General features: G+C 46.6%; 13 protein-coding genes and 1 pseudogene. 11 read left to right on the forward strand and 3 right to left on the reverse strand.

Translation table 11 applies throughout. The features are described 5' to 3' along the window. The first annotated feature begins 637 nt into the window (after window positions 1-637). The 3 genes and pseudogenes from CPT76_RS09770 (at window position 638) to CPT76_RS09775 (ending at window position 3024) form a co-directional block, all read left to right on the forward strand. A complete protein-coding gene (locus tag CPT76_RS09770) occupies window positions 638-1084 on the forward strand; it encodes a hypothetical protein (protein ID WP_219845397.1) in 447 nt (148 codons plus the stop codon). A 57-nt stretch (window positions 1085-1141) separates the two neighbouring features. Continuing rightward, window positions 1142-1319, forward strand: a pseudogene (locus CPT76_RS39300) (VOC family protein); the annotation flags it as partial. A gap of 214 nt (window positions 1320-1533) precedes the next feature. Continuing rightward, window positions 1534-3024, forward strand: a complete 1491-nt coding sequence (locus tag CPT76_RS09775; protein ID WP_105442782.1) for an alpha/beta hydrolase family protein — start codon at window positions 1534-1536, stop codon at window positions 3022-3024. A 287-nt stretch (window positions 3025-3311) separates the two neighbouring features. On the opposite strand, the gene CPT76_RS09780 is transcribed toward CPT76_RS09775, so the two are convergent. Beyond that, the gene (locus CPT76_RS09780; protein ID WP_258168246.1) at window positions 3312-3872 is read right to left on the reverse strand and encodes an SDR family NAD(P)-dependent oxidoreductase; all 561 of its coding nucleotides are present in this window, start codon (window positions 3870-3872) and stop codon (window positions 3312-3314) included. A gap of 103 nt (window positions 3873-3975) precedes the next feature. Between CPT76_RS09780 and CPT76_RS09785 the strand changes: the two genes are divergently transcribed. Continuing rightward, window positions 3976-4335 (forward strand): MerR family transcriptional regulator, encoded by a 360-nt coding sequence (locus CPT76_RS09785; protein ID WP_105442783.1) that lies wholly within the window; start codon window positions 3976-3978, stop codon window positions 4333-4335. Window positions 4336-4635: 300 nt separating this feature from the next. Here CPT76_RS09785 and CPT76_RS09790 read toward each other — a convergent pair whose 3' ends face one another. Then, window positions 4636-5124: a TetR/AcrR family transcriptional regulator gene (locus tag CPT76_RS09790; RefSeq protein ID WP_258168248.1), complete on the reverse strand. Its 489-nt coding sequence runs from the start codon at window positions 5122-5124 to the stop codon at window positions 4636-4638. An 18-nt stretch (window positions 5125-5142) separates the two neighbouring features. On the opposite strand from CPT76_RS09790, the gene CPT76_RS39305 reads away from it, so the two are divergent. The 7 genes from CPT76_RS39305 to CPT76_RS09820 all read left to right on the forward strand — a co-directional run bounded on the left by CPT76_RS39305 (window position 5143) and on the right by CPT76_RS09820 (window position 10042). Continuing rightward, on the forward strand, window positions 5143-5286 hold the full coding sequence (locus CPT76_RS39305; protein ID WP_258168249.1) for a hypothetical protein: 144 nt from the start codon (window positions 5143-5145) through the stop codon (window positions 5284-5286). An 80-nt stretch (window positions 5287-5366) separates the two neighbouring features. Continuing rightward, window positions 5367-5927 (forward strand): cysteine hydrolase family protein, encoded by a 561-nt coding sequence (locus tag CPT76_RS09795; RefSeq protein ID WP_105442785.1) that lies wholly within the window; start codon window positions 5367-5369, stop codon window positions 5925-5927. A 16-nt stretch (window positions 5928-5943) separates the two neighbouring features. Next, on the forward strand, window positions 5944-7146 hold the full coding sequence (locus CPT76_RS09800; RefSeq protein ID WP_105442786.1) for a multidrug efflux MFS transporter: 1203 nt from the start codon (window positions 5944-5946) through the stop codon (window positions 7144-7146). Window positions 7147-7377: 231 nt separating this feature from the next. Then, window positions 7378-8028, forward strand: coding sequence for an MBL fold metallo-hydrolase (locus tag CPT76_RS09805; protein ID WP_105442787.1), 651 nt, complete (start codon window positions 7378-7380; stop codon window positions 8026-8028). Window positions 8029-8044: 16 nt separating this feature from the next. Beyond that, on the forward strand, window positions 8045-8359 hold the full coding sequence (locus CPT76_RS41975; RefSeq protein WP_181152767.1) for a GNAT family N-acetyltransferase: 315 nt from the start codon (window positions 8045-8047) through the stop codon (window positions 8357-8359). A gap of 151 nt (window positions 8360-8510) precedes the next feature. Then, window positions 8511-8981, forward strand: a complete 471-nt coding sequence (locus CPT76_RS09815; RefSeq protein ID WP_105442789.1) for a DinB family protein — start codon at window positions 8511-8513, stop codon at window positions 8979-8981. 137 nt (window positions 8982-9118) lie between these two features. Continuing rightward, window positions 9119-10042: an alpha/beta hydrolase gene (locus tag CPT76_RS09820; protein WP_105442790.1), complete on the forward strand. Its 924-nt coding sequence runs from the start codon at window positions 9119-9121 to the stop codon at window positions 10040-10042. A 181-nt stretch (window positions 10043-10223) separates the two neighbouring features. Here CPT76_RS09820 and CPT76_RS09825 read toward each other — a convergent pair whose 3' ends face one another. Next, window positions 10224-11720 (reverse strand): monooxygenase, encoded by a 1497-nt coding sequence (locus CPT76_RS09825; protein ID WP_105442791.1) that lies wholly within the window; start codon window positions 11718-11720, stop codon window positions 10224-10226. Between the last annotated feature and the right edge of the window lie 69 nt (window positions 11721-11789).

The following is an 11789-nucleotide window of genomic DNA, read 5'->3' on the forward strand; positions in this document are numbered from 1 at the left end:
GCACGCACGGATACCATTCATAACCCAACCAAGGCCGAGTAACGAACCGAAACCGTAGGTTAGCATACCGAACAATAGCAGCTTCCGAATGCCTGCATGCTCTGATATTTTGCCATACACGGCGACGCCAATAGCGAAAGAAATTGAAAAGCAGGTGTTGGTCCAATTTGCAGCTGAAGGTGCGATGTGGAAAAAGTGGCGATTTCCGGTAACGATACGTTAAACATCGTCTCGTTCATGACACTGAAAAACGTCAAAATGCTCAACCACAGGATGAATCGCGACACTTGAACTTCGTTTCTGAGTTGCACTTGAATATAACCCCTTTGAATGAAGGGGCATCGCAGTTTATAGGGTCAATGATGCGCTTTCCCCTAAATGTTGTACCATTGCTAAATTGTATTGCCGCATGATACGCTACGCCTCCAAGTTAGAAAAAATGTAAAAAAACAGGTCAATTATATCATAACCGCTCAAATGACATACGCTTTTTTGTGCCAGGGATAAGCTGATGTTCGCGTAGATGGAGTTACATCGCTATATCTGCACAGCAGGAGTTACGCTAACGGGCAGGATAGCGTGATGACTTTCTCGAAATACATCATCTAAGATTATCTGCCCATACTTTTGAAGCAGAGTGAACAAGGAGGAAAAGATAATAGAGTTTATGAAAAATCGATTAGAACAAGACATCATTTCAACAGCGGAGAGCTTTGCGGAAAATTTTTCGGATCGGGGTCATTTTGATTTTAGTATTCAAAGTCTACGGATACTAGACGATATTCTCGAAGAGTTATGTGATTACAAACTAGATAACGACGCATTGAATTCTGTTTCATCTATGGCGGGAAGTTACATCTTTGAAGTGGCAAGAAGGAATTATGGAGGCCAGTACTATTGGGTACAGGATAGAGACCAACCTGTTTTGGTTACCGGTGAGCCTGATTATTCAATTTCTATATTTGCATTTGATAAAGTTAAAGGCAGAATCCAGAACGGTAAAGAAGATGAGATTCCATATTATTTTGACGGCTATATTGAGGCAGTTAAAAAGGTAAGAAAACCGGTTACCGTGCTACTATAGTTTAGATGATAGGAGATTAAGCGAACGAGGAACGTTAGATGAACAGAAAGTAAGGAGGCCGTTCATCCTGACGACGAGTTCAGGGCAAGAGAGATTTTCGCCGCGCTCGAGGACGGTGGACAATTGGAGATGCCGCTTCAGAAGACGGATTGGAGCCCGCTGTACGGAATCGTGAAGGACAAGTTCGGGGTTTACGTTCCATGTGAATGTGCCGGGCGAGCAGTCGCAGCAATAGGCAGGAGCAACAAGTACCTCTTTACATTCAGGGCTTTTACACTGACCCCGACTCATCATCGGGGCTTTTTTTGTTTTGTATGGATGATTGCGTAGACAGTAAGCGTCTTACTAAATTGAAAGGGAGATGTAAGGAAAGCCGATAGCTTAGGCCAGCCTCGCAGGATTACATTGGAGCAAACGAAAACCGAGATTTTCTAAAAGGAGGAATCGAGATGAGGCTGTTTGAACTGTTGCTTTTGTTGTCGAATATCGGCTTGTTTGCCTTAACAGTCCTATTGAAAAAAGGACGGCATAGAGCTCCAGTATTCGTTGTAAGCGGGATCGCCACACTTGTACTGGTCATTCATTGGACGGTGGAAGGATACAGAGTTCAGCTCCTGTTCTCATATGGTATTACGATCATGTTTTTAGCCATTTCAGGTTATCGCTATTTTAATAAAAAAGGCCCCAGAAAAATCCCTCGATTCATGTTGGGTTCTGTTTATACCGCTATAGTGATCATGCTGGTCGTCACAGCGGGTCTCATGTATGCTTTCCCGGTGTTTAACCTACCCGAGCCGACAGGCAATTTTAAGGTAGGAACGCAAACTTTTCATCTCGTGGATACAAATAGGGAAGAGATTTTCGACGAAGCTAGAGATCGTAAGAGAGAGTTGATGGTCCAGGTATGGTATCCGGCTCAAGCAGGTACTGGCAAATACGCTCCCTTTATTCCCGATACCCCGATTTTACGTTACATGGCTGCGAATTATGGCCTTCCCGGGTTTACATTTCAACACCTGAAGTATGTATCCAGTCATGCCTATTCGGAGGCTGAAATCTCATCGGCACAGACATCATACCCGCTGATCCTTGCGAATCCCGGCAACGGCTCTTCCAGGTTCCTCCACACGTCGCAAGCCGAAAATCTCGCAAGTCACGGATATATCGTAGCCGAGATCGACCACACCTACAATACATTTGCAACCGAGTTTCCGGACGGTCGAATCACGACCAGCACAACCGACAATTTATTCTCGCCCGACCATGATTACGCGACGGAAAGAGAGAATCGCGACAAGTTGGGAAAAGTGTTAACCGACGATGTGGCTTTTGTGCTGAACCAATTCGAGCTCATCCAATCGGGGCAGATTCCAAGTCAACTACATGGGAGGATTGATCTCGGTCATGTCGGGATGCTCGGTCATTCCATCGGCGGAGCGACGGCCTATGATGCTGCTTACGATCCGCGCATTGCGGTAGGAATAGACCTTGATGGAGGGCTTTATCGTCTGCGTGACAAAGAGGGGCTGCGAAAGCCATTTTTATTCATCAACTCGGAAAGCTATTTTGAACAATTAACAACGGTGATGAACAATCGGGTCTACTCGGATGAAGAGCTAAACCGTATGGGGTCAACAAGAGAGTGGGAGGATCAAGTAGCGGCGGATAAAAAGGTGGAGCTTGAACGGATGTGCGAAACGGTCGAGGAGGGGGGACAAGTCCTCTATATCGAGAATACGGAGCATTTGAATTTTACTGACATACAGTTCATTTCTCCGATTTTTAAGATACTGGGCATTACAGGGGAAATGGCGCCGGAAAGAGCGAACACCGTTATCAATGCCTATATGCTGGATTTCTTCGATATGTATCTGAAAAATCAAGGCGGAACCTTAATGAAAGGAGAGGATAGCCGCTTTCCGGAGGTCAACCGGATGTGATAATGAAACCAGTAAAATTTATAACGAGGAGAACCGCATCCTAAATAATACGAAGAAGGGAAATCCCTCTAGGATCTCCCTTCTTTGAACTACATGTGTTAGACCAGGAGCCTGCTAAACGCAAGGCTTAGAAGTTGATTACCAAGCGTAAATGCCTTTCTCATCCAGAAACTCGCCGTTATGACGTTTGCCATCTATGGCATAACCCACGATAATGGCAGCAGCGGCTTCCTTGGATTTACCGCCTGCGGCATTGCCGTTGAGATCGGTGGTTGTGAACCCTGGCGTTACCGCAAAGACTTGAGCGCCGCTGTTTCAACTTCATAAGCCATCGATAATGTCATGGCATTGTTTGCCGTTTTGGAGGAATTATAATCAAAAGCGTTTAGAGTGGATTCCGCATTTTGCATATGATCCAAGGAGGCCATGTCGGTTGAGACGTTGATGATGGTTCCTTCGTTGTTCTTGATCAACGGGAACAGACGCTGGTTCAAACGGAAGGTGCCGAAAAAGTTAACTTCAAAGGCGTTTCGCAAATTCTCCTCTTTAGTATCCATAAACGAGCGGGAGAATGCACCAGGCATGCCAGCGTTGTTAATCAGCAGTCTCAAGTCAGGATAGTTTTGTTTGATCGTATTGGCAGCTTGTTCAATAGACTCTAAGGATTCCATGTCTACTTGTACAAATTCTACGTCCAGTCCTTTGGAAGTCAACCCAGATACGGCTGCTTCGCCGCGTTCGGTGCTGCGGGCGCCTAGAATGACTTTCCAGCCGGCTTCACTCAGCTGCTTAACGATTTCAAATCCGATTCCTTTATTTGCTCCGGTTACGAAGGCGGTTTTTTTCATCTCAAATCCCTCTTTCTGTATAATGGTTATGCTACCTGATTTATAAGTTACTATGCTACACTTAGTGTAGGTCAACATAAATTTTTAATAAGTGAGGGGTTATATGCTTACAATCGGAGAAGTAGCGAAATCAGTCGGAATCAACATTGGTGCGATCCGTTTTTACGAGAGAAAAGGATTGCTGGAGCCGGCTGCGCGCAGCGAGCAGAATAACCGTTTATATACGGAGAACGAGTTGAATTGGCTGGTGTTTATCAAATGTCTGCGTGAAACCGGAATGAGTGTGGAAGATATCAAAATGTATTACGACAAGGTCAAAGAGGGTACCTCGACCCTTCCGGAACGAATTCAACTGATTCAAGACCAGAAGCAAAAGCTGCTGGATGACATTGAAGCGAAAAAAAACCAGCTCGTCCATTTGGAACGAAAGCTTGAACGGTATTATCGCGGGGAAAATTACTAGAACTCTGGGGTGAAAATCGGTATAGGTAAGATACCAAGAGCATACACACTTGTAGCGATGTTATCGATTAGGCACCGAAAGAGTTTCTGCTGCTGCTTGGGCGATGAACTCCGTAACAGCGAGCTGATCGACGTGTCGATGTTAATGTCTTCGCTCGAATCAGGTTGATATTTTGAGGAAAATGAATAAGGAATGGATACGAGCTTTTAGATAAACTGCCCCTAGACTTGAACGTAACTGTTCGAGCGCTAGGGGTTGTTTAATAGGGAGAGCTATTCGGAGGGTTCTTAAGAGTCTTTATCACAAGTGGAAAATGAAGCAGATCTGTTCAAATATCGACTCGGGCGAAAGGCCGCGGACATCTCTTTGGATAGAATAGAAGTCACGGCTCAGCAACATCTGGAGCATATCGGCTTTAAAAACACTGTCACTGTCTGCACTTAATGTCTCGGAAGCCGCCATCTTATCGAATAACGACACAAAAATTTTGTTCAGCTCAATGTAGATGGGGCTGCTTGTCCGCGACTTGGGTCGATTTGTCTGCGAGGAGTCCTCGACGCCGATCAAGAGCTGCGATTTCTTCTCCCGGAACCGGATGAACAATCGGATAAAATATTTCAACTGCTCTTGCGCCGGCTCCTTGTGGTGTTGCTCCAAGTAGGACTCGTATTCTTCGAATAGAAGGTCGGCGCTGTCGCGGATCAAATCCAGGCACAATTCACTTTTGTTCTTGTATCGCCGATAGAGCGTTCCGGGCCCGACCTGAGCTTCCGATGCGATCTGGTTCATGCTGACGGCTTCTACACCATGCTGTTCAAACAGCCGAAGCGCCGCATCCAAGATGCGCTGACGATTCGCCGCCGCGTCGCGGCGTTCGGAACGGGCTGGGGGATGTATCGGTTTCTTTCATCTGCACTCACGTCCTTGAATTTCGATTTCGGTCACGGTTGACAAGTGGAGATATCTCCGCTTAATATGAAGTGGAGGGTTCTCCGCTTAATCATATCATATGGACTAGGAGTGTTCAACGAATGACACAATTCAATTCTGCCTTGTTAGTTATGGACTTGCAGAACGCTATTGCCGGGCACCTCGGCGACAAGCAAGCGCTGTTCCCGTACAAGATGGCGCTAGAAGCGGCACGCAATCACAACATTCCGGTCATCTTCGTGCGAGTCGCCTTCCGCGAAGGCTATCCGGAGATCAGCCCGATGAACCAAATGTTCGCGAGAGCGGCTCAATACGGCGGCATGACGCTGAACGACGAGACGACGCAAATTCATCCGGAGCTGGCTCCTCAGCCAGGAGAGCCGATCGTTACCAAGAAGCGCATCAGTGCCTTCACCGGCAGCGATCTGGAGATGATTCTTCGCGCTAAGGGCATCAACAAGCTTATTCTGAGCGGCATCTCCACGAGCGGCGTTGTACTGTCGACGTTGACGGAAGCAGCGGACAAAGATTATCAGCTTACCGTTCTATCCGATGCTTGCTTCGATCCCGATCCAGAAGTGCACCGCGTTCTGCTCGAGAAAGTATTCACCAAACGGGCGGATGTTGTGACGGTAGACGCGTGGGTCGATACTTTGGTGTAAAGAAGGCGTATTTGTAATGGAGATTTGGAAAAGAAATTTATGGGTCTGCTGGTTCGGCATGTTCATGACGGGTGTTGGCATGAGCCAGATCGCGCCTGTCTTGCCTCTCTTCATTAAGCAGCTAGGCGTTGAGAACGCATCCTGGATCTCCCAATTGTCCGGCGTCGCATTCGGTGTGACTTATATTATCTCCGCCATATTCTCGCCAATCTGGGGACGCGCGGCTGACAAATACGGTCGCAAGCCTATGTTGCTCAGAGCCAGCCTTGGCATGGCGATCGTCATCGGCTGCATGGGCTTCGCGCCGAATGTCTACTGGCTGATCGGTTTAAGGTTGCTGCAAGGCGTCATTACGGGCTATGGCACGGCCTGCACGACGCTGATCGCGACCCAGACGAGCAAGGAACATTCGGGTTGGGCTCTGGGCACGCTATCAACGGCCAACATCGCGGGCTCCCTGCTCGGACCGTTGATCGGCGGCTTAATCGAAGAGCATTTCGGGATGCAGAACATTTTTTACATCACGGGTGGCTTCATGTTCATCGCCTTCCTGACGACCTTATTCTTCGTGAAAGAGACGTTCGTCCGTACGGAAAAAAAGGTGCCGAGCTTCAAGGAAGTCTGGGCTCAAGTTCCGCAGCCAAGCTTAACGATCACCTTGTTCATTACGTACTTCGTAATGTCGATCGCCACATATTCGGTCCAACCGGTGCTTACGGTCTTTGTCGATCAAATCGCACATCATCTGGGCCACGTCGCATTGATCTCAGGAGCGATTTTCTCGGCTTCGGGATTGGCTAATATCATTGCTGCTCCTCGGTTGGGGAAGCTGTCAGATAAGATCGGGGCACATCAGATCATGCTCTTCACTCTGATCGTGGCAGGTATATTGTTCATCCCGCAGGCGTTCATCCATAATCCTTGGGAACTGATGGCGCTTCGCTTCCTGCTAGGATTGGCGGCAGGCGGGCTAAATCCTTCGGTCAACGTCTTACTGAAGAAGATCACCCCGTCCAATCTGACAGGTCGCGTGTTCGGATTGAATATGTCGGCTGCCTATCTCGGCATCTTTGGCGGTTCGGTGCTTGGCGGTCAAATCGCAGGGCATTTCGGCGTCCGATATGTTTTCCTTGTCACTGGCGCATTGCTCTTAATGAATGCCATTTGGGTTTACTTCAAAGTGTACGGTAAGCTGCAGAGGGAGAAATTGCTAGAATAACGCTCAGAAACAAAGCTCAGAAACAAAGCTCAGAAACAAAGCTCAGAAACAAAGCTCAGAAACAAAGCAAGGAACAAAGCAAGAGACAAAGCTCGGAAACAAAGCTTAAGGTACAAATTGCATGCACAGCCAAAGCTAAAAACGCCCCAAAGTGATATGTAAATACTTTCTGTTGCTGGGGAACAAGGGGCCGGAGTCGCGACCCGATAAACGAAAGGAGCGCATCAAATCATGCAGATCAAGTGGTATGGCCATTCGTCATTCCAGTTCACCTCGGACGCCGGAACCAGGATTCTTATTGATCCCTACTACAAGTTCCTCGGCTACCGCATGCCGGTCCCGATCGAATCGGACATCGTAGTTGTGACCCACGATCACGGCGATCACAATAAGATTCAAGCCGCCTCAGGCGATTACTTGGTCGTGAACGAGCCGAAGGAGTACAGCGTAGGAGACGTGGATATTAGCGGCTTCCGCACGTTCCACGACAAAGTGAACGGTCAGAAAAGAGGCCCGAACATCGTGTTCCGCTTCCGGATGGACGGGTTGACGATCTGTCACTGCGGGGATCTGGGTCATCTGCTAACGGAGGAGCAAGCGAACGCCATCGGCCCGGTGGATGTCCTCCTCGTTCCCGTGGGCGGAAGGATGACGCTGGACGGGGCGGAGGCGGCACAGGTGATGCGGCAATTGCAGGCGACCGTGGCGATTCCGATGCACTACAGCACGAAGGCGCTCGGCCTACTCGGACGATTGTTCTTCGCTAAGGAGGATAAGTTTCTCCAGGCTGTAGGGGCGAAGACGACCCACGTTCAGACGCTGAACTTGTCCAAGGAGAACGTGCCCCAATATGCCGGTACCGTGACGATGGAGTATAAATAGCAGCCAACCAGCTTCTGTGAGGAAGCTGGTTTTTTCCTTTTCTCCTCAAGCTTGGCTGCTGCCTTCGAATGAAAATTCTGAAGTGATCGGTGTTTGTTACTCTAGCTTTGTCACAAAGGAAAGGCATGCGGTTGGAATTGAGACAATTCCTCAGCATTATCAAAGAGGGGTAGGAAGTAATCTGGCAAGTCTAGTGGTTAACGATATCGTCCAGAATGGATATACCTGCTATTGGGATTGTTCACAGAGCAATGAAGCTTCTAAGAAGATAGCACTAAGACTAGGATTTAAACAAATCCATCAATATCAGTGCTCAGGTTTTTCACTATAATATACCGCAGAAGTTATTGCGCTAACGGGAACCGCTAGCTCACTGAAAACACTTGGAGGCTGCTGGCTTTTTGGTCGGCTGCACATCGCTCCCTTTAATCGAGCATACATTTTGTGTATATTTAACACACACCAATAAAAGGAGATTAAATATGAGATCAATTGATTTAATTCTTTTAAATTTCAATGAAACACGAAGAAGAAGTATTAAGGTTTGGACTTCGATTCCTCAAGAAAAACTACATTGGAAACCCGATGACGAAGCAATGACTTGTTTAGAGATGATTAGGCATGTTCTAGAAAGTGAACATTATTACCATCTAGCTATTCAAAATCGTGGAAGTCTAGAAGTATTCGAGTCTCCTTTCGAAAAACAACCATTTTCCACTGTACTTGCTGAATTAAATTTTGCAGAACCATATAGAAATCACTTCTTAGAGACTGTTAAGTCATTTTCTGAAGAAGATCTCACCAACATTAATATTGATCGTTCTGATGTAGGTTACGTGAGAAGTTTAGGCGACATGTTACTAAGAATCGCTTACCACGAATCAGTTCATATCGGACAATTGCTCGATTATTTAAGAACTGCACAGGTTCCAAGAATACGAGTTTGGGATTAATAGATAAACTGCGTAATCACTTAGATGGTACGCCTATTTTTAGTTACTACGTTCAAAGCTTTATTTGAGTCCTAATACTGATCCGCAGCATCCAGGGGGTTCCTTCAACAAGTAATAGCTAGAGGTGTAGAAAATCTATGAACGTTTTTTTTAAAGGAACAAAAATGGTATTTGTATTGCTCATTTTGTTAGTAACGATTACAGGATGCACCACTAAAAAGCCTATATCTCCAGATAAAAATCAATCTCTATCTGATCAACCTCAAAATACGAAGCCTATAGAAAATGCTGTAAATGAAACACCCGTTGCCGAAGTGAAGAACATACCCACAAACAAACCGATTAATTATGATCCTGCCTGGCCGGATCGTTCGGTGAAATCTTCTAACGGGCATCTTGTGAATAGTTGTGTTCCTGATGAGCTACGCAATAAAGCAACTACATTAGCAACCATTGATGGGGTATATCTGTCGGCACTTGTGCTTGGCAGCGGAGATAAGGGAGTCTTGCTTGCACACGAGCAAGGCTATAGCATTTGTTCTTTTCTTGACTTGGGAACAGAGCTGGCTGACAGTGGATATCTGGTTGTTATTCCTGAATATCGCAATCATGGTGCCTCACAGAATACTCCGGAGGATAACCAGAATATAGATCGTGATGCAGATGCTGCCTTAAGCGAACTCAAACGATTGGGTGCAAAAAGAGTGTTTTTGGCAGGAGCATCATGTGGCGGTAGTACAGCAATTATTGCAGGCGTTCGTCAAGCGCTGCCTATTGAGGGGCTGATTATTCTTTCTTCTCCTGCACAATGTGGGCCCCATGATGCCATTCCAAGCGTCGAGAAGATTAAAGCACCATCCATGTTTGTTTTTTCACCTGGCGATTATGGAGGCTCAATTGAAAAAGAAGTGCGCAAATTATATCAAGCATCCGGAGCAGCGGATAAAGAGCTGATTGCGGATGAGAGTGGCTATCACGGAACAGATATGTACCACAAGGGAGAGCACGGTGATGCCTTAAAGTCCAAGCTTATTGACTTTGTTAAAAAGGTATTTAATTAAAGTAAATCAGGCGAAGCGTTAGTAAAACGACAAGAACATACACGATTAAAAAGCCGCGTAAAAGCGGTCTTTTTTTGTTTAAACGATACATGTTCTTGTCAGAACCCGCCGTTCTGAGTGGCTTTATCCTAAAGAAGTGGGGGACAGGGTCTCAATCGGCAGATTTATGATGCATGTAGGGCTAATCCGTAATGTCTCCGCACCAGCGAGTGATACCTTCATTTATTTTTTGCATTGGATTCGGATCAGATAGAGAAATCGCCCAGGCAATATGTCCATCCGGACGAATAAGTGCCGTGTGGACGTCGTTCCAATCCGCGTCTGCCTCAGCCAAAGATGCATGTAATACTTGAAGATTGCTATACGTTTCCCATGGGCCGCTATTCTGTTCATTAGAATGGAAATGCAACAGAAGAAAAGTACCTTTGTGTAGGAGCGGATAGGTGTTAATCCATTGCCCGTCTTTCAGTTTTAAGCGGAGATCTTTGAACCGTTTCCCGTTTAAAGGATGGGAAGGGGCTTCGGCGTCGGGAGCATAATGTACATCAATTGCGGAAATCTGAGCAGCGATTTGATAATTAGCCTCGGGTATTTGAATCAGATCAGCCAACATGCTTCGCAGTTCCGTGATGGGTGGAGTCACGTCCAGAAGCAAGGTTTGGACCTCGGTATTCCGGAGCAAGGCCGTATTCCATGGAAAACGTTCGGTATGATAACTGTCCAATAGCCAGTCCGGAGCCCAGCCTTTGATTGCTCCTGCTAGCTTCCAGCCTAAGTTGATTGCTTCTTGTAAGCCGACGTTCATTCCCTGTCCACCAGCCGGAAAATGAATGTGCGCCGAATCTCCCGCTAAAAACAATCGACCATTCCGATAGCTTCCCGCCTGCCGCGTAGCATTTCCAAAACGGGACATCCATTTCACATCGTTCAATCCCAGGTCGCTTCCGGTCGTACGGATGAGCGAAGAACGAAACTCTTCCAATGTAACGGTCTTATCCTTAGAGATGTTTCGTCTTTTCACGTCGATAATTAAGACACGATAGATATGATCATTGATTGGCATGATGCTGACCAAACCTTTTTCTGTTATTCGGGATATGACACTCATAGGAGCCAAATCAGATAGAACAGCATCCCCCAAAATAGCCGTGAAGGTCGCGTCTGTACCTTCAAAGGATATATTTGCATGTTTGCGAACCAAACTTCTGGCTCCGTCCGTACCTACCACATAAGCTGATCTTAACGTTGTTTCTCCATTAGGTCCGGCGATCTTAACGTCAACCCCATCCTCATCCTGATGCACAGATAGAGCCTCAAACCCTCTCCAGACTTCTGCGCCAAGGCTAAGAGCCCATTCCTCCAGCACCTTCTCCGTCTCACTCTGCGGTAAAAAGAGAGTGTGATTGGAAGAAGAATCCAACACAGAGAAATCCAAAGGAGTATCTAATCCGGCAAAATGTCCTCTCGAAAGTAAGCGGCCTTTACTGATTAATTTTGATTTCACTCCACGCATATCTAATATTTCAAGGGTTCGTGGATGTACGGTAAGGGCACGTGAATATGGGGTTGTCTCTTTTAATCGCTCTATGACGCAGACCTTTACACCAGCTAATGCCAATTCTCCAGCTAACATCATGCCGACAGGTCCGCCACCGATAAGGATGACTTCATATTTCATACAAATAACCTCTTTTCTTAAACATTATGGGAAGATCACGATAGCGTCTATTTCGATAAGCCATTCAGG

The sequence above is a fragment of the Paenibacillus sp. AR247 genome (genome assembly GCF_002968895.1).
Taxonomy (GTDB): domain Bacteria; phylum Bacillota; class Bacilli; order Paenibacillales; family Paenibacillaceae; genus Paenibacillus_AQ; species Paenibacillus_AQ favisporus.

What these genes read in the sequence shown, in the direction of transcription:
- CPT76_RS09820 (WP_105442790.1), top strand. Translation starts at nt 9,119, where the DNA reads ATGAACGTTTTTTTTAAAGGAACAAAAATGGTATTTGTATTGCTCATT.
- CPT76_RS09790 (WP_258168248.1), bottom strand. Translation starts at nt 5,124, where the DNA reads ATGAACCAGATCGCATCGGAAGCTCAGGTCGGGCCCGGAACGCTCTAT.
- CPT76_RS09800 (WP_105442786.1), top strand. Translation starts at nt 5,944, where the DNA reads ATGGAGATTTGGAAAAGAAATTTATGGGTCTGCTGGTTCGGCATGTTC.
- CPT76_RS09805 (WP_105442787.1), top strand. Translation starts at nt 7,378, where the DNA reads ATGCAGATCAAGTGGTATGGCCATTCGTCATTCCAGTTCACCTCGGAC.
- CPT76_RS09780 (WP_258168246.1), bottom strand. Translation starts at nt 3,872, where the DNA reads ATGAAAAAAACCGCCTTCGTAACCGGAGCAAATAAAGGAATCGGATTT.
- CPT76_RS09795 (WP_105442785.1), top strand. Translation starts at nt 5,367, where the DNA reads ATGACACAATTCAATTCTGCCTTGTTAGTTATGGACTTGCAGAACGCT.
- CPT76_RS39305 (WP_258168249.1), top strand. Translation starts at nt 5,143, where the DNA reads ATGCTGTTCAAACAGCCGAAGCGCCGCATCCAAGATGCGCTGACGATT.
- CPT76_RS09785 (WP_105442783.1), top strand. Translation starts at nt 3,976, where the DNA reads ATGCTTACAATCGGAGAAGTAGCGAAATCAGTCGGAATCAACATTGGT.
- CPT76_RS09815 (WP_105442789.1), top strand. Translation starts at nt 8,511, where the DNA reads ATGAGATCAATTGATTTAATTCTTTTAAATTTCAATGAAACACGAAGA.
- CPT76_RS09825 (WP_105442791.1), bottom strand. Translation starts at nt 11,720, where the DNA reads ATGAAATATGAAGTCATCCTTATCGGTGGCGGACCTGTCGGCATGATG.
- CPT76_RS09775 (WP_105442782.1), top strand. Translation starts at nt 1,534, where the DNA reads ATGAGGCTGTTTGAACTGTTGCTTTTGTTGTCGAATATCGGCTTGTTT.